Origin of the sequence: Dryocola mayonis (assembly GCF_051307045.1) — a bacterium.
In the GTDB taxonomy this organism is placed as follows: Bacteria; Pseudomonadota; Gammaproteobacteria; order Enterobacterales; family Enterobacteriaceae; genus Dryocola.
Genome location: NZ_CP150452.1, coordinates 3,048,560 through 3,065,817, shown reverse-complemented (window position 1 = coordinate 3,065,817; position 17,258 = coordinate 3,048,560). Strand labels below are relative to the sequence as shown.

Genomic DNA, 17,258 nt, shown 5'->3' with positions numbered 1-17,258 from the left:
AAACGGTCAAGCTAATCTGTGATATACCTCTATAATTGCGGGGCATTTATAGCAAGGGCGTTGTTGTTTTGGCGGGCTTTTTTTACAGTGTTGCCAGAACTTATTCTGACTTTAGCGGAGCAGTTGAAGAATGACCAAATATGCTTTGGTGGGGGATGTTGGCGGCACCAACGCGCGTCTTGCACTGTGTAACGTTGAAAATGGTGATATCACCCGGGCAAAAACCTATTCCGGCCTCGATTTCCCGAGCCTTGAAGCGGTGGTGGTGCATTATCTCAAAGAGCACAACGCAACCGTGACGGATGGCTGCATCGCTATTGCCTGCCCGATAACCGGGGACTGGGTGGCAATGACCAACCATACCTGGCAGTTCTCGATAGCCGCGATGCAAAAGAATCTCGGCTTCGAACATCTGGAAATTATTAACGATTTTACCGCCGTTTCCATGGCCATTCCGATGATCAAAGAAGAGCATCTGATGAAGTTCGGCGGCGGCGAGCCGGTGGCGGGCAAACCGGTAGCCGTGTATGGCGCGGGTACGGGGCTGGGCGTGGCGCATCTTGTTCACGTAGATAAACGTTGGGTGAGCCTGCCGGGCGAAGGCGGCCACGTTGATTTCGCCCCAAACAGCGAAGAAGAGGGCATTATTCTCGAAGAGCTGCGCGGTGAAATCGGTCACGTTTCCGCAGAGCGCGTGCTGTCAGGCCCGGGGCTGGTCAATCTCTACCGCGCGATTGTCAAATCAGACGGCCGCGAGCCTGAGCGTTACGAGCCAAAAGACATCACGGAGCGGGCGCTGGAAGACAGCTGCACCGACTGCCGTCGCGCGCTTTCGCTGTTTTGCGTGATTATGGGGCGCTTCGGCGGCAACCTGGCGTTAACGCTCGGCTGTTTTGGTGGCGTTTATATCGCCGGCGGCATCGTGCCGCGCTTTTTGGAATTCTTTAAAGCCTCCGGTTTCCGCGGCGGCTTCGAAGATAAAGGGCGTTTTAAAGATTACGTCAAAGACATCCCGGTTTATCTGATTACCCACGAGCAGCCGGGCCTGCTGGGAGCGGGGGCGCATCTGCGTCAGACGCTGGGGCAAATTCTGTAAACCTGTCGGGCGCAGACGCCTGCGCCCGTTTTCACGCTTCTACAGCCGCATCAGCTGGCGAAACTCTTTGACTTTGCTGCGGCTGACCGGTACCTGAAAATCTAAATCCCGCAGGCGTAAAATATAGGTGTTGTTAAACCACGGCTCGATCTCGCGGATTTTGCTCAGGTTCACGCAGTAAGAACGGTGGCAGCGGAAGAAATGGCTTTCCGGCAGGCGGCTGCAAAATTCCGTAATGTTCATCGGCATCACGTAAGCTTCGCGCCGCGTGTAGACAAACGTCATTTTTTCGTGCGCTTCGGCGTAATAAATATCGTTGATATCCGTCACTATGATGCGCTCATCCTTCACCAGATTAATGGTGACGTTTTCGCGGCTGCTTTGACCCGTGGCATGGGGCGCGCTTTGCTGCTGCCAAGCTGCCTCCAGCTTTTGCAGCATGCCGATAATGCGCGACTCCTGATAGGGTTTTAAAATGTAGTCGAACGCTTCCAGCTCAAAGGCCTCAACCGCGTGCTCTTTCCAGGCGGTGATAAAAACGATAAACGGCTTATGGGCGAATTTGCTGATGTTCTGCGCCAGCAGCACGCCGTCCAGGGAAGGGATATTGATATCCAGAAAAATGGCGTCCACTTCGTGGTGCTGCAGATATTTCAGCACGTCCATGCCGTCATCAAAGGTGGCGACGATATCCATCTGCGAGTGCTCTTTAATCAGCCAGTTCAGCTCCTGCTGGGCCAGCACCTCATCTTCTACAATGATGACCTTCATGCTCTTTCTCCTTCCGACGCCAGCAGGCCCGGCGGTACGGCCTTCACCGCGTGAGGCACGTAAAACGCGATCTCGGTGCCAGGCTCCAGGCGGCGGATGTGCAAACCTTCGCCATAGAGGAGCTTCACCCGGTGATGCACGTTCAGCAGGCCAATTTTATTGCCCGGCATCTCGTTGGCCTCGACGCGCTCAATAACCTGCCGATCGATGCCGTTGCCGGTGTCCCTTACCGCAATGCGCACCCGGTTGCCGCTTTCCTCCACGCTGATGGTGACGACGCCCTTGCCTTTGCAGGGCTGAATGCCGTGCACTATGGCATTTTCTACCAGCGGCTGGATAAGCAGGCTTGGGATCAGGCAGTTCACCTCTTCATCAATCTGATAAATCACCGTCAGCTTATCGCCGAAGCGGGCCCTGCTCGATGGCGATATAATCCTTTATCTGATAAAGCTCTTTTTTGATATCAATCTGCTCGTCGTCATTTAGCTCGATGTTGTATCGCAGGTAGCGCGACAGGTTGAAAATCAGCTGCCGGGCGGTGTCCGGATTAAGGCGAATCGACGACGAAATGGCGTTTAAGGCGTTAAACAAAAAGTGGGGGTTAATCTTGCTTTGCAGCGCCCGCAGCTCGGCCTTATTGGCCATTTCGCGAAGCTGTTCGGCGCGGGAAACCTCCAGCTGCGTGGAGATAATCTGCGACAGCCCGACCGCCATCTCCTGCAGCGTTGAGGTAATCTGGTGCGCGTGGCGATAGTAGATTTTCAGCGTGCCGGTTACCACGCCCTTTTCCCACAGCGGAATGATGATTAGCGAGTGGATTTCCGGCGTGCGGTACGCCTCGTCGTCGTTGCGGATAATGATTTTACCGTCGCGCAGCGCCTGCTGGGTTCGCGGGCTGATGCCGATATCGTTCTGCTTATAGTTTTTTTCACCAACCCCAACGTAGGCCAGCACCTTATCGATATTGGTAATGGCTACCGCGTCGGCGTTGATATCCTGGCGAATAATGTCGCACACCTGACGCAGGGATTCGCTGTTCACGTTACGGAATAAGGGCAGGGTTTTGTTGGCGATATCCAGCGCAAGCTTCGCCTGACGCGCCGCGCTTGCCTCTTTTTCGCCCTCCACGCTTTGCACCAGCAGCACGATAAAGCCGATGGAGACGGTGCCAAGAATCATCGGAATACCGATTTTCGATACGATATCCCAGCCCAACGTGATGGAGGGAGCCCACAGCACCACCAGGATCATGGTCATGGTTTCACACAGCATGCCGCCCATAATCCCCACGCGCCAGTGCTGCTCTTTGGGAATTTTGCGGTTGATCCAGCCCGAGATAAAACCGGCCGCAATGCTGGTGATAAAACAGGGAACGGCGGTGATGCCGCCGATATCAATCAGATAGCGGTGCGTGCCGGCAATCACGCCGGTAATGATTCCCACCCACGGGCCAAACAAAATACCGCCCGCCATCACGGCGATAATACGCACGTTAACCAGTGAGCCTTCAACGTGGACGCCGGACCAGGTGCTGAAGAGGGCGAACATGGAGAAAATGGCGGTAACGGCCAGCAGCTCTTTGGGCGTATGGGCGTTTTTATGCAGCAGCTCGCGGAACAGGCGGATGCGAATCAGGAAAAACAGACAAATAAGCATCAACGCCGCCCGGTCGAATACCGCCAGCAGCATAGTAAAAATTTCGTGCACGGGTTACTCGCATGCCTGAGGGGAGAGGGGTAATGATAAGGAAATTCCGGCGGGGTTGCCAGAAAAGCGGCCGACGGGATTTTGGTGGGCGGGTAAGCAAAGCGCCGCCCGCTGCGAATAAGGGATGGACAGCGCCGCCTGTCCATCCTGGATTTTAGCTTATCTGCCGCCCAGCTGCTCCAGCCCGGCGGCGGTCAAATCTTCCGGCGTGGCGCGGCCGACAAAATCCACCTCAAAATCATCGGCCGCAAAGTCAGGCGGAGACCTGCCTTCGACAAACGCCGGCCACTGGCGCTGCAGGTAGGCGGCGTTCTTCTCACACCAGGGCGCGGCGGCGATATACATCACGTTGCTGTCGAACTCGCCCAGATGCTCGTTTTCCACCGCGTGAATCACATCGCAGTGCCAGAACACCGTGTCGCCCGCTTCCATATCGGGAATTGAGGAAATCCCCGTTAATAAAAGGGGATGCCATTGTTCGTTAATGGAAAGCGCGCGCCCGGGTTTGGCCTCGCAAAGAGACTCTTCCGGCACATCGTCCTGCAGCGCACGCAGCAGAATATAGGCCATAGCGTTGGCGACAGGCAGCAGGTTTAGCGTACCGCCGTGCTTACGCTGCGGGCTAAGCGCCGTCCAGCCCTGGAAGGTGCGGAACATGGAGCAAACCGCCGGGGAAGGAAACTCGCGGACCTCCGTGCGGGCCTTCTGCGGCAAAGGGGTTGTACTTCTGCCATTCGCCGGAAAAGACATGGCGATAAACGTGCCGGAAATTCTCATCCAGCCAGCGCTCTACCGAGCCGCCGTCCACGTGGGGAGAAAGGCCTAAAGAGGTGGAGCGGGGCGGGCGACGGCGGGTACGGTCGGCATAGCTCACCACGCGGTCGGCATCAAAATGCTGCCTGCCGGCGCCGTGCGTTTCCCAAAGGTTATTAAGAAACACCTGAACCGCCTTCATACGCTCGTGCTGGCGAGCCTCAACCTGCGGCCTGGACCAGTAAATACCGTAAATCTGCGGTTTGCTGGCGGCAAGGGTGCCGAAATAGTTATCCTCCGCGGCGTTCTTTAGCTTCTCAACGAAGTCGTTTTTTTCCAGATAATCGCCGATCTCTTCGTTCCATGCCTGTGCCTGCGCCTGTGGGAACACGCCTTTTATAGTGCAGCATCCGCGCTGGCGGATTAGCGCCTTTTGCTGCTCGCTGACGCGGTGATGAATGATATCGTCCGCGTGGATCTGCGGAACGGGATTTTCGCCGCGATCTCTTTCCGAGCGGATCGCTTCGATCTGGCGCTTCATGTCATTTTCCAGCTCTGCGAAGACTTCTTTATACCGGGGAAGCTCCCGGCGCAGGCGTTGTTTTATCTCGCGAATAGCTTGTGGCAAATCATCAATGTGCAGGTTCATGCGAGGACTCCACTTCGTGGTAAGGAAAGAGGTTATTGGTTTGTTATCGCTGGGTTAATATAAGCCTCTTTGCTTAAATGAAATAGGGATTACTTTCAAATGAAAGTTCATGTTTTATGCGGGCAGAAAAATATTTTGCTCGCCCTCTCGACAGACGATTTTTATTCGGGCTATTTTCTATTCAGGCCACCACAAGGTGGCAGCGTCGCTCGGACGGTCCGGGCGCTTACGTAATCTGAGGAATCTATGGCTGACACCAGTCCTGCACGCCGTTTTTCGCGTATCGATCGTCTCCCGCCCTATGTGTTTAACATTACCGCCGAGCTGAAAATGGCGGCGCGTCGCCGCGGCGAAGACATTATCGACTTCAGTATGGGCAATCCGGATGGCCCAACCCCGCCGCATATCGTGGAAAAACTCTGTACCGTGGCGCAGCGCGACGATACGCACGGCTACTCCACCTCCCGCGGCATTCCGCGCTTACGCCGCGCTATTTCACGCTGGTACAAAGATCGTTACGAAGTGGATATCGATCCGGAAAGCGAGGCGATCGTGACCATCGGCTCCAAAGAGGGGCTGGCGCACCTGATGCTGGCAACGCTCGATCACGGCGATACGGTGCTGGTGCCCAATCCAAGCTATCCGATCCATATTTATGGCGCGGTGATCGCCGGCGCCCAGGTGCGCTCCGTGCCGCTGGTGGAAGGCGTGGACTTCTTCAACGAGCTGGAACGCGCCATTCGCGAAAGCTATCCAAAACCGAAAATGATGATCCTCGGCTTCCCGTCGAACCCGACGGCGCAGTGCGTAGAGCTGGCGTTTTTTGAGAAGGTGGTGGCGCTGGCGAAGCGTTATGACGTGCTGGTGATCCACGACCTGGCCTACGCCGATATCGTCTACGACGGCTGGAAAGCCCCATCGATTATGCAGGTGCCGGGCGCTCGCGACGTGGCGGTAGAGTTCTTCACCCTGTCGAAAAGCTACAACATGGCGGGCTGGCGCATTGGTTTTATGGTGGGCAACCAGGAGCTGGTAAGCGCGCTGGCGCGTATTAAAAGCTATCACGACTACGGCACCTTCACCCCGCTGCAGGTGGCGGCCATCGCCGCGCTGGAAGGGGATCAGCAATGCGTGCTGGATATCGCCGCGCAGTACAAGCGCCGCCGCGATGTGCTGGTTAAAGGCCTGCATGAAGCGGGCTGGATGGTGGACTGCCCGAAAGCCTCCATGTACGTCTGGGCGAAAATCCCCGAGCAGTATGCGGCGATGGGCTCGCTGGAGTTTGCTAAAAAACTGCTGCAGGACGCAAAAGTCTGCGTCTCGCCGGGAATAGGATTCGGCGACTATGGCGATACCCATGTGCGCTTCGCGCTGATTGAAAATCGCGATCGCATCCGTCAGGCGGTGCGGGGTATTAAGGCGATGTTCAGAGCCGATGGGCTGTTGAGTAGCGGCTCTAAATCTTCCGTCGAGGTAAACGAGTAAAACGAAAACAGGAGCCCCGGGCTCCTGTTTTTTATCATCTGCTGCGCGTGATGTTATTCAACCATCATCACAAAAGTACCGACCCACACCACCAGAATGACCGAGATACCCATCAGAAAATATTTCACTTCACATGCTCCGTACGTGTTAACGCACTTTGATCGCCAGATAACGCAGTATAGAAAAGTGAAACCGCCGGCTGGAAAATTTGGGATTAACTTCATCCTTCCACAGGCCGCTTCACATTGTATTCCATGGCCGAACCATCGACCGGACGGCGCTAATGTACTCTCAAATCCCGAAGGAAAACAAGTGTCGCCAAAATGTGACGGTTATCATTCTTTTCGGTAATTTGTGAAAAGCAGCTTTAATGAAAATTAGATTAATAATTAATTGGTTACGCAGCACTTTTTGGTTAAGGAAGGGGGCGGCAATGTGGAGAATATGCATTCTGGCCAACCCTAAAGCGGCGCATATAACAGGATAAAAAAATGATTATTTCAAAGCAAAATGCGGAACGCTGCCGGTGGGGTGAAATTGCGACGGCTGGCATCTGGTGAAAGGGCAGGCGCCGAGCGTTATTCATCAAAGGAACAAGGAGAATATTTACCGTTCGCAGGGCTCAGTTTCAGAGTTCTGCAACAGCCGTAACGGAGCTTTTGTGCCAAAATTCTTGTCCAGATGAAAATATTTCTGATGTATTAATTTCTCCGCTAATAAAGCCAACGGGCCTATGACGACAACATCGACTTCGCAGACTGAATCTTCAACGCAGACGACCTCGGTTCGCCTGCTGTTTTCCGCGCTTATGCTGGTAATGCTGCTGGCCGCGCTCGATCAAACCATCGTTTCCACCGCGCTGCCCACTATCGTTGGGGAGCTTGGCGGGCTGGAAAAACTCTCCTGGGTCGTCACTTCCTATCTGCTGGCTTCCACGATAGTGGTGCCGCTGTATGGAAAATTCGGCGATCTGCTGGGGCGCAAAATTGTCCTGCAAACGGCGATTGTGCTCTTTTTGATTGGTTCGGTGCTTTCGGGCATCGCGCAAAATATGACGCAGCTTATTTTGATGCGGGCCCTGCAGGGGCTTGGCGGCGGCGGGCTGATGGTGGTGACCATGGCGGCTGTAGGCGACGTTATTCCTCCTGCCGAACGCGGAAAATATCAGGGCCTGTTCGGCGGCGTATTCGGGCTGGCGACTGTGGTCGGCCCGCTGATCGGCGGGTTTTTGGTCGAGCATTTTTCCTGGCGCTGGATATTTTACATCAACCTGCCTTTGGGGATTTTTGCCCTGCTGGTTATCGGCGCGGTGCTCAAACCCCAGACGGCGCGCATTCGTCATCAAATCGACTTTCTGGGCGCGGGATATCTCGCCATCTCGTTAACCTGCCTGATTCTTTTCACCAGCCAGGGCGGTACGGTAATGGCCTGGTCCGATCCGCAGCTATGGTGCATTTTTGCTTTCTTCGTCGTCACGCTCGGCGGATTTATTTATGAAGAGCGGCTGGCCATCGAACCCATTATTCCTTTGGGCCTGTTTCGCGATCGCACCTTTTTACTGAGCTGCCTGATTGGTTTTATTATCGGCATGTCGCTGTTTGGCTCCATGACCTTCCTGCCGCTGTATCTGCAGGTCGTCAAATTCTCCACGCCGTCGCAGGCCGGGATGCAGCTGCTGCCGCTGATGGGCGGGCTGATGCTCACCTCTATTATCAGCGGGCGCATCATCAGCAAAATTGGCCGCTACCGTATCTTCCCGATAATGGGTACGCTGCTGACGTTTATCGCTATGCTGCTGCTGGGCACGTTAAAAATCGCTACCCCAATCCACATGCTTTATCTTTATATCGCGCTGCTGGGGTTTGGCCTCGGCATGGTGATGCAGGTGCTGGTGCTGGCGGTGCAAAACAGCGTGGAACAAAAGCTGATTGGCGTGGCGACCTCAAGCGCGACCCTGTTCCGCCAGATTGGCGGCTCTATCGGCGTGGCGGCCTTCGGCGCTATTTTTACCAACGTGCTGCAGAATAAACTTATCGCGCTGATCCCGCCGGACGTTCAGCTGCCGCAACACCTGAGCGCAAATGCGGTGCACGAGCTGCCCGCGGCGCTGCGCGACGATTATCTGCAGGCTTTTGGTTCGGCGCTTCACTCGGTGTACATCATATCGGCGGGCGTCGTTATCTTCGCCTTCCTGCTGTCGCTGCTGATGAAAGATGTGCCGCTGCGTAAATAGCAGCCCGCGCCGGGGGGGGTATTTCTGGCCGCTGTAGAAGGGATAGTCTGAGGAAGAACAGATGTTAAAAACGATCGATCTGAATAGCGATTTGGGCGAAAGCTTCGGGCAATGGACCATGGGCGACGACGCCGCCATCCTGCAGCTGGTCAGCAGCGCCAACGTGGCCTGCGGGTTTCACGCCGGTTCCCCGGCGGGCATTCTGCAAACCCTGCGCGCGGCAAAGGCTCAGGGCGTGACCATCGGCGCGCATGTCGCCTACCCGGATCTGGTGGGCTTTGGCCGCCGTAATATGGATATCGCCAGCGATGAGCTGACCGCCGATGTGATTTACCAGATTGGCGCGCTGCAGGGGCTGGGCCCGCGCGGCGGGTACCCAGGTGCGCTATGTGAAACCTCACGGCGCGCTCTATAACACCATTGCCCATAATGAACGCCAGGCAACGGCTGTTATCGACGGCATTCTGGCGGTTGATGCGCAGCTGCCGCTGGTGGGGCTTGCGGGTTCGCCGTTGCTGGCGCTTGCGCGGCGCAGGGGGCTGAAAACCATTGCCGAAGCCTTCGCCGACCGGGCCTATCACGCTGACGGTACGCTGGTGTCCCGCCGGGAAGCCGGCTCCGTGCTGCACGATGCGCAGCAGGTCGCGGAGCGCATGCTGCAGCTGATTACCGACGGCGGAGTGAAATCTATCGAGGGTGAATTTACGCCGATCCAGGCGGAGTCCATTTGCGTCCACGGCGACAGTCCCGGCGCTGTTGCCATGGCACGACAACTGCGCACGCTGCTCGAAGAGCGGGGCGTTTTGATCAGGAGTTTTGCGTTCTGAGCAAAGCATTCAAAGCTAATTATTAGCCTGCGGCGATATATATCATGCGGGGCACTGGCCTTGTCGCCACCGGACAGCGGTAATCAGCAATTATCGCCGGGTCAAAATCCTTCTCTAAAAGCCTGGCGTGACGCCGGGAGGGCTCCGTGAAAAAATCTCTTCTTCTTTCAGCCGTGCTGGTGTTTATTAGTTCTTCCGCTATCGCACAAAATATTACCGTTGATGTGCCCAGCGGCTACAAAATTGCCGTGGTTCCGAGTTCAGTTTCGGTTCCGCAGGCCATAAATATCGTCTCAGCTGCGCCGCAGACAGTGTATGTCGCTCCGGCGCCGGCTGCCGTTTATCATCCACGGGCACGTCATGCGGCAAGCGTAGCGGAAGGCATGATTATTGAACACCAGTACGACGATCATCATTAATAAAGCTGAAGTTATTAAAGCCCGCTGAGCCGCATCGCATCTGTTTCAGCTTGCTGGAAATGGCGGGCCAGAAGGCTTGCGTAGCCTGGGTTTGATAAGAGGGGGCGAAGGTATGAATGGTGTCCCCTGCAAATAACTATTTCCAATTAACAATTGTTTGATATGGTTAATTAATTTTAAATATGCCTTTTGTTTCATTCATAAATTTATTTATCGGAACGAAACAAGGAGCTTTTTTTCGTGCAACCAGATTGATAGTCTGCGGATGTCAAGACAATTACAGGGGGAGTAATTGCATAATTAAGGCAGAAATCACCTTGACAGTTAATTGTACAATGTCATAGGCCGCTTTCGCGGCCTGGTTGAGTTAGTGCATTTTAGAGAATATATACTCTCCGACTAATGTTGATCCTGTCTTTGATAAATGACCATAATCAGTATAAACAGGCTTTCCATTTATTATAACATTGCATGAGTTTCCGTAACATAACGCCTCTCGGGGATCTATAAAATAAACCTTAGAGTATTTCTTAGCTATTGATTCTAATGTTGGATTGATAGCTTTATTTTCTTTAGGTTCTGATGTGTCACAATTTGCAGAGTTAAGCAAACGGTTTATAGGCAATGAATTTTTCGCCAGACACTCGAACATCAATTTTTTTGAACCAGGCGTGTCGCCAATAAGATATAAAGTTGACTTTGAGTTAACTATGTCCTTTATAAAGGAACTTATTTCTAAGTTCCATTTGGCATTTATATTTATTTCTGAATCATCAAATGATGCATCTCTTTTGTTTTTTGGTTCATTCCACACTGTTGCCCATATGATTTTTTTTCCAGGATGAGCATTAATAAAATCAATAGTCAGTTGATAGCGTTTCAAACAGCTGTCAGTACTCGAGCGAGAAAAGTAATTACTGGTTGAATCACAACCATCTAAAGCCAAAGAAACAACTTTCTTACCTGCTGTTGATATATAATGATAGAAATGCCGTGCATGACTGCTTCCAATTAAAATGTATTCAAAATTCTTTTCATCAGAATTAAAATATAGTGGTTTTGGACTATTGGCAAGGCCATCATGACCCTCGTTTTGGGCTCTGTATGTCTTGGCGTCAACCATAAATTCCTTCGCATCATCAAGGCGGGAGTTTATTCCATTAAGTGAAACAATGTGCGAAATATAAACAGTCAGTACATAAATAGCTAAACTTGCATATCCAAAATTCCGACGGCGTTCAACGAAATAATAAAGCGATATAGAAATCGCGAAAATACTTAAGAAGTAAATAGGAAAGGATTCAGGAATATACATCTTCTTAAAAGCGACAAGTACGACCCAGTGGACTAAGTATAATGAATATGATATTTTCCCAATGAATTGGAGGGCGCCATTTGATAGCAGGCTTTTTTTAGTATTAGAAGAAATAATAAGGGCCGCGCCAAATGTAGGGATAGTTGCCGCCAGTCCCGGCCACATAGTTATGTCATTGAATATAAAAAAAGAAGCAATTACAAGAATTATACCTATAACCTCTATTGCTTTACGTGGTTTAGCTCCTAATGAAAGAGGATACAAACAAACCAGTCCGCCTAATAGCATCTCCCAGGCTCTTGTCGTTATCATGAAATAAGAGTAGTCAGGATTTGACTTTGTGATAATAGCAGAAAAAATAAATGAAATTATAAATAAGGATGCTATAGAAAGTCTGAAGAAACGTACAGGTAAGTATCTGTATGCTGCAAGTATCATTATAGGGTATAAAATGTAAAATTGCCATTCTACTGATAATGACCAAGTGTGTAGTAAAAATTTCTCTTTAGAAGATTGATCAAAATAACCAGACTCACCAAAATAAATATAATTTGAGTAGAATAATAAGGATGAGTATGAGTGCCCACCGATCTCTTTATAGGTAAGTGGTTCAATAAATAGGTATCCAAAAATTAATAATGCAAGGACTACTATACATAATGATGGAGCAATTCGCTTAGCTCTGGAAATGTAAAATTTAAGGATGCTGAAATTATTAGCCATTGCACCTTTGATAATGATGCTTGTCATCAGGAAGCCGGAGATGACAAAAAAAACATCAACCCCAGCAAATCCGCCAGAAAGATAACCATTATTAAAATGGTAGAGCACAACTGACATTACAGCTAGCGCCCTGAGCCCTTGTATATCTTTTCTAAATTCCTTCATTAACAAACTCTCTTACACCTCAGAAGTTATAGAATTCTAGCATCATAAAATTACTATAATTGACAATGCGATACCAGAACATTGTTTTTCGGTTTGAAATTTTTTATTTAGGAACATAATGTTCATTTTCTAAATAAAATTTTCTTGTGTCAGTATCAGCATGCTTCACTTTAAACATTCTGACGTACAATTGAATCAGTTTTATTAATGCTTCATATCTGTAACTATTGCCATTAACAACAGTATATAACTGGATTTTTTTTATGATAACTTTGATTTCCGCTAGCAGAAGCATACCAGAATCAAGTATTATTTTTTTATCCATTGCTTGTTTAACTCCATTCTAAAATAAAATTTATTCACTTTATACTTTAATTTTCACGTGAATAATTTAGCAGCGGTATTGCTTTTTTAGATAAGGCAACACTTTTTGCATCAATATAACGTTGAAAAAACCATGATGCAGTATATAAAGATATTAAGCAAAGTAAGGCTGCTATAAATGCTGCAGATGTATAATTTATCCCTGAAATAGAGTTTACATACATAAATACTGGTGAAATCAAGAAGAACACTGGCATTTGCAATAAATAAGCAGAAAATGATACTTTGCCTAGCCAGACAGAAAAATTATTAGTAGTGACGATGTGAAGTATTCGTGATTTGACGCATGTCATAACCAATAGGTATCCTGAAAGTAAAGTATATAAATAGTAACCATCAATTTTATTAGCTCTTAAAATTCCAGTTTCAAGATGACCTAGCATTGTATACGCATGTTGTTTATAGTGATATCCTCCCAAATAAATGCCGATTAGTAATAGAATACTAACAACAATTTTGTTTTTTATATCAGGCATATAATACAATGATGCACCTAATAAAAAGGCGGAGTAACCGAATCCTATTTTATTTGGCGCGTTTATGCCAAAAAGAAAAGCTAATACAATATATATGATTACCCTTGATTTAAGCGTATGGATAACTGGGGCTGAGAAGAAAATTAAAAACGAGCCAAATAACTCCACTTGCATAGTCCACACCACCCAGTTATATGTTGCATCGCCCAGTAGTATGGATGAAAATAATGCATTGTATATGACGTGGAATAAGCCTAAGTCAGTTGTTGAGCCCCATTGTGATATCCAGGGTAAACCTGCTGCATGTCCATGGAATATAATTAGCACTAATGAACATAGCATAATTGAAACAAAGGTGGGATAGGCGAGACGAATATATCTGGCGGAGAACATTTTTGCTGCATTTCGCAAAGTTTCTCCTTTGTTAACGCACGCATACGTAAGTATAAACCCACTCAAGCAAAAAAATATATACACAGCTGCCGTACCGGAATAAAAAATTCCTAAAGGGTATGTGAATAATGTTTTATCAAATGATGATTTAATCAATTCTGGCCGTTGACCATGGAGATATGGAAAAAAGATCAATGATAAGTGTGATAATAAAACCATTAAGCACGCAAGGCCTCGAACGCCCTCGACAGATCTGAGCTTATTATCGTTTACGACAGGTTGATTTTTCATCATATACCATTGAGTTATCTAAACACAGTTAATAGGGACGAAGTTTACCATCTCGGATGAATCCGATCAGCAATTGATCGACCACTAATCCTGAGAGCTGATTATGTATACAGTATTTGTTGGATGATAGACACCATAGTACGAGGCTACAAATCAACGAGGCTTTTGTTAATACGCTAAAAATTGCTCAGAAGAAAGGGGGGATGGTTGCTGCTAACGGTTTTGTGACAGAACCGGAAAAATTGGAGCACTTCTGATCGCTATGCAAGCAAATGGATATCGTTCTGGCAGTCATTTTTTGTAAGTACAGAAGCATCAGCGCGAAAAAAACCAGCTTCCTGCTGCGTATGGTTACATAAAATGAATAGCGGTTTCCTGTTTACTGCAGCTGACTACTTAGAGAGATCGCTGACTATTTTTGACTCCGTAGGCTTGAATCAAATTGTAAAGCTAGCGAGACATCCTTTGGTTATGTTGCCACCGTTAAGGCTATGCAATACAAAATAGGTAGAGGTATTGTTAATGTTTCTTGACTCACAATCACGTTCATAAAGTTGATGAGCAGAGCGTTCATAACGGATAACAGCAGGGGCCCATATTCGAGTATCAAAACAATCAGTTCACAACCGAATCATTTCTCGTAGATGTCGGCTATGCGGGTATGCCAGGAGCTAAGTGTATTCCTTTGCGGTAGTCCTACTCTTGCGCTTCTTGTTTAGCATGGTACGAAACTGGTGATGGAATCCATGTTCATTTGTCAGACCGCCGTCATAGATGTAACGGATAACTCCAGCAGTACTATGCTCACTTACCGATACGTCATGGCTTTTATGTTATCTGGCGAGTACAAAGCGATACATACCCTTAAAAGGCTGCAACGATTTCAGGATAGTATTCCCCTGAGCTGATATCGGTACGACGTGGAACTTGCCGCTTTTCATAAACTGTTCATTATTCGCTGTACCGAGGAATGACTATGTGCCTGCTGATGCAGTTAATTAAGTCACGTGAAAGATGGCTGGTAACTTTAGAAAGAATGGTGTCCCCTGCAGGAATCGAACCTGCAACTAGCCCTTAGGAGGGGCTCGTTATATCCATTTAACTAAGAGGACAAGCGGGCGTAGTATACCCGCTTTTCGTGCCACGTTAAGAGGTGAGCGGACTGATTGCCTGAAACGTAACCAGTTCAGGCCTCTTTATCATCCTTTTTCTTCCTGCGCTTTCCGGCCGCGTTTCCTGCCGTTTTTCGCATAGCCTTTCTTCTTGTTGCTCATATCGTTACGGATCTGAGCATGGCTGATTAACGCGAAGATGAAGGTGCCGCCGCAGATATTGCCCGCAAGCGTTGGCAGGGCGAACGGCCAGAAGAAGTCGCTCCAGTGAATGGTGCCGTTAAACACCAGATAAAGTATTTCGATGGAGCCGACCACGATATGGGTTAAATCGCCAAGCGCAACCAGCCAGGTCATGAGGACGATCACCAGGATTTTAGCCGAGCCCGCCGCCGGGAACATCCACACCATGGTGGCGATGATCCAGCCGGAGATAATCGCGTTGGCAAACATTTCACCCGGCGTGTTTTTCATCACCTCCATACCAATTTTGACGAAGGCGTCTCGGGTTTGCTCATCAAAAATGGGCATGTATTCAAAGGCCAGGGCTGCAAGGCCGGTGCCAATCAGGTTGCCGAGCAGCACTATTCCCCACAGCCGTAATAACAGCAGGAAGTTGCTGCCGGTGGGGTTTTGCATGACGGGTAAAACGGCCGTGACGGTGTTTTCGGTAAAGAGCTGCTGGCGCGCCATAATGACGATGATAAAACCGAAGGTATAGCCAAGGTTTTCCAGCAGGAAGCCGCCCGGCACGCCCTCCAGATTGATGTGGAACACGCCTTTTGCCAGCAGCGAAGCGCCCATTGACAGGCCCGCCGCAACAGCCGACCACAGCAGCGCCATGGCGTCGCGTTCAAGCTCCTTTTCCCCGTCCTGGCGAATATGCTCGTGGATAGCCATCGCTTTGGACGGCAGGTTTTCCTCATCGACGTCAATGTCCTTGCCGCTGGAGTTTTCTTCGCTTTCCACCTCCAGCTCGTCGCTGGATCGATCGATTTTTTCTTCCTTTAACTCATCCATTTTTCGGGATACTCCACTCTTTTATCATTCCGTTAAGCGTAGCGGCTTTTGTCTGCTTGTTCCGGCTTATGGGAAAATTCGCCCTAAGACCGTCTGGCTGCAGATGCCGCGCCCCGGGCCGGGCCTGCGTACCCGTAGACGGCAAGATCCTGATAGTATTGCGTGCTGGATGATGCCCGGCGAAGGGATATGGCGCTAAATAACGCAACAACCGCTACACAAGCCTTTGCACATGCATATAAACTGTCGCCCATTAACGGTGATGTAAAGCTGGGCTATGCTGAAGTATTGACCCGCTCGGGCGAGCCGCAAGACACCCTTCTGGGTGGGCGTCTTGCGTGATCTGCTGAAATCCGATTGCACTAATGTATGCGTTTTCGATGCGCGCAAGGTATGCAACGGGCGAGGGCAGGTCAGGACATCACCAAACAGAGCGTAGATAAACAATAACAGGGAGACGCATATGAATTTTCGCCTGACCGGGCTGGCTCTGGCCACGACGCTGCTAGCCGGCTGCGCCAGCTCCGGCGACCAGGATCCACAGGGACGCTCGGACCCGTTTGAAGGGTTCAACCGCACGATGTACAACTTCAACTTCAACGTGTTGGATCCGTATGTTGTTCGTCCTGTCGCCGTGGCCTGGCGTGATTATGTGCCGCAGCCCGCGCGTAACGGGTTAAGCAACTTCACCAGCAACCTTGAAGAGCCCGCCGTCATGGTGAACTATTTCCTTCAGGGCGACCCATATCAGGGGATGGTGCACTTTACCCGCTTCTTCCTGAACTCCCTGCTCGGAATGGGCGGTTTTATCGACGTGGCCGGCATGGCAAACCAGAAGCTTCAGCGTGAAGAGCCGCATCGCTTTGGCTCTACGCTCGGCCATTACGGCGTCGGCTATGGCCCATATGTGCAGCTGCCGTTCTACGGCAGCTTCACGCTGCGTGAAGACGGCGGCGACTATGCCGATACGCTCTATCCGATTCTGTCATGGCTGACCTGGCCGATGTCCGTCGGCAAATGGACGATTGAAGGCATTGAAACCCGCGCCCAGCTGCTGGACTCCGACGGCCTGCTCAAACAGTCTTCCGATCCGTATATTATGGTGCGCGAAGCCTACTTCCAGCGTCATGATTTTATTGCCAACGGCGGCAAGCTTTCTCCGCAGGCCAATCCGAACGCGGCGTTGATTCAGGACGATCTGAAAGATATCGACTCGCAGTAAGCGACGGGCATAAAAAAGGCGAACCCTGGGTTCGCCTTTTTTACAGCCACCCCCCTGTTTTCACAATACGGGCTTTAATTTTATAGATATTAAGCTGCGCCTTTAAATCAGGAATAATGCCCGGTGGAAATCCTCAGTTTTTCATTCTGACCTTTAAATTACCAGCTGAGGTAAGTTATTTTAAAATTATATAATCAAGAGTGATTTATAATAGTGA

Annotated in this window: 12 protein-coding genes, 1 tRNA gene and 3 pseudogenes; 7 read left to right on the top strand and 9 right to left on the bottom strand. The window is 50.0% G+C overall.

The window, feature by feature from the left end; translation table 11 throughout:
- The first annotated feature begins 130 nt into the window (after positions 1-130).
- Complete coding sequence (gene glk, locus WLO32_RS14740; protein ID WP_435945774.1) at positions 131-1,096, top strand: glucokinase; 966 nt, start codon at positions 131-133, stop codon at positions 1,094-1,096.
- Positions 1,097-1,135: 39 nt separating this feature from the next.
- Here the strand turns inward: glk and WLO32_RS14735 are convergent, their stop codons facing one another.
- The 3 genes and pseudogenes from WLO32_RS14735 to WLO32_RS14725 form a co-directional block, all read right to left on the bottom strand.
- The gene (locus WLO32_RS14735) at positions 1,136-1,867 is read right to left on the bottom strand and encodes a LytR/AlgR family response regulator transcription factor (RefSeq protein WP_121266106.1); all 732 of its coding nucleotides are present in this window, start codon (positions 1,865-1,867) and stop codon (positions 1,136-1,138) included.
- Positions 1,864-3,574 (bottom strand): annotated as a pseudogene (locus tag WLO32_RS14730) (LytS/YhcK type 5TM receptor domain-containing protein). The gene WLO32_RS14735 and the pseudogene WLO32_RS14730 overlap by 4 nt, the downstream one beginning before the upstream one ends.
- A gap of 159 nt (positions 3,575-3,733) precedes the next feature.
- A pseudogene (locus WLO32_RS14725) lies at positions 3,734-4,976 on the bottom strand (DUF1479 domain-containing protein).
- Positions 4,977-5,222: 246 nt separating this feature from the next.
- On the opposite strand from WLO32_RS14725, the gene alaC reads away from it, so the two are divergent.
- Positions 5,223-6,461, top strand: a complete 1,239-nt coding sequence (alaC, locus tag WLO32_RS14720) for an alanine transaminase (RefSeq protein ID WP_435945773.1) — start codon at positions 5,223-5,225, stop codon at positions 6,459-6,461.
- Positions 6,462-6,514: 53 nt separating this feature from the next.
- On the opposite strand, the gene ypdK is transcribed toward alaC, so the two are convergent.
- Positions 6,515-6,574 (bottom strand): membrane protein YpdK, encoded by a 60-nt coding sequence (gene ypdK, locus WLO32_RS14715; protein WP_435948309.1) that lies wholly within the window; start codon positions 6,572-6,574, stop codon positions 6,515-6,517.
- 620 nt (positions 6,575-7,194) lie between these two features.
- Here ypdK and WLO32_RS14710 point away from each other — a divergent pair.
- The 3 genes and pseudogenes from WLO32_RS14710 (at position 7,195) to WLO32_RS14700 (ending at position 9,940) form a co-directional block, all read left to right on the top strand.
- Positions 7,195-8,694, top strand: a complete 1,500-nt coding sequence (locus tag WLO32_RS14710) for an MDR family MFS transporter (RefSeq protein WP_435945772.1) — start codon at positions 7,195-7,197, stop codon at positions 8,692-8,694.
- A gap of 61 nt (positions 8,695-8,755) precedes the next feature.
- Positions 8,756-9,521, top strand: a pseudogene (locus WLO32_RS14705) (LamB/YcsF family protein).
- A gap of 146 nt (positions 9,522-9,667) precedes the next feature.
- Positions 9,668-9,940, top strand: a complete 273-nt coding sequence (locus WLO32_RS14700; RefSeq protein ID WP_435945771.1) for a hypothetical protein — start codon at positions 9,668-9,670, stop codon at positions 9,938-9,940.
- Between the two features lie 367 nt (positions 9,941-10,307).
- On the opposite strand, the gene WLO32_RS14695 is transcribed toward WLO32_RS14700, so the two are convergent.
- From WLO32_RS14695 to WLO32_RS14675, 5 genes are all read right to left on the bottom strand, one after another.
- Positions 10,308-12,143, bottom strand: a complete 1,836-nt coding sequence (locus WLO32_RS14695; protein WP_435945770.1) for an acyltransferase family protein — start codon at positions 12,141-12,143, stop codon at positions 10,308-10,310.
- A 103-nt stretch (positions 12,144-12,246) separates the two neighbouring features.
- Positions 12,247-12,468 (bottom strand): hypothetical protein, encoded by a 222-nt coding sequence (locus WLO32_RS14690; protein ID WP_435945769.1) that lies wholly within the window; start codon positions 12,466-12,468, stop codon positions 12,247-12,249.
- A 46-nt stretch (positions 12,469-12,514) separates the two neighbouring features.
- Positions 12,515-13,615 carry an acyltransferase family protein gene (locus tag WLO32_RS14685; protein WP_435945768.1) on the bottom strand — a complete coding sequence of 367 codons (1,101 nt, stop codon included), beginning with the start codon at positions 13,613-13,615 and terminating at the stop codon, positions 12,515-12,517.
- A 1,109-nt stretch (positions 13,616-14,724) separates the two neighbouring features.
- Positions 14,725-14,799 (bottom strand) — tRNA-Arg (locus WLO32_RS14680).
- A gap of 87 nt (positions 14,800-14,886) precedes the next feature.
- Complete coding sequence (locus WLO32_RS14675) at positions 14,887-15,819, bottom strand: formate/nitrite transporter family protein (RefSeq protein ID WP_435945767.1); 933 nt, start codon at positions 15,817-15,819, stop codon at positions 14,887-14,889.
- Between the two features lie 189 nt (positions 15,820-16,008).
- On the opposite strand from WLO32_RS14675, the gene WLO32_RS14670 reads away from it, so the two are divergent.
- On the top strand, positions 16,009-16,161 hold the full coding sequence (locus WLO32_RS14670) for a TPR domain-containing protein (protein ID WP_435945766.1): 153 nt from the start codon (positions 16,009-16,011) through the stop codon (positions 16,159-16,161).
- Positions 16,162-16,282: 121 nt separating this feature from the next.
- Positions 16,283-17,041 (top strand): phospholipid-binding lipoprotein MlaA, encoded by a 759-nt coding sequence (gene mlaA, locus WLO32_RS14665; protein ID WP_435945765.1) that lies wholly within the window; start codon positions 16,283-16,285, stop codon positions 17,039-17,041.
- The last annotated feature ends 217 nt before the right edge of the window (positions 17,042-17,258 follow it).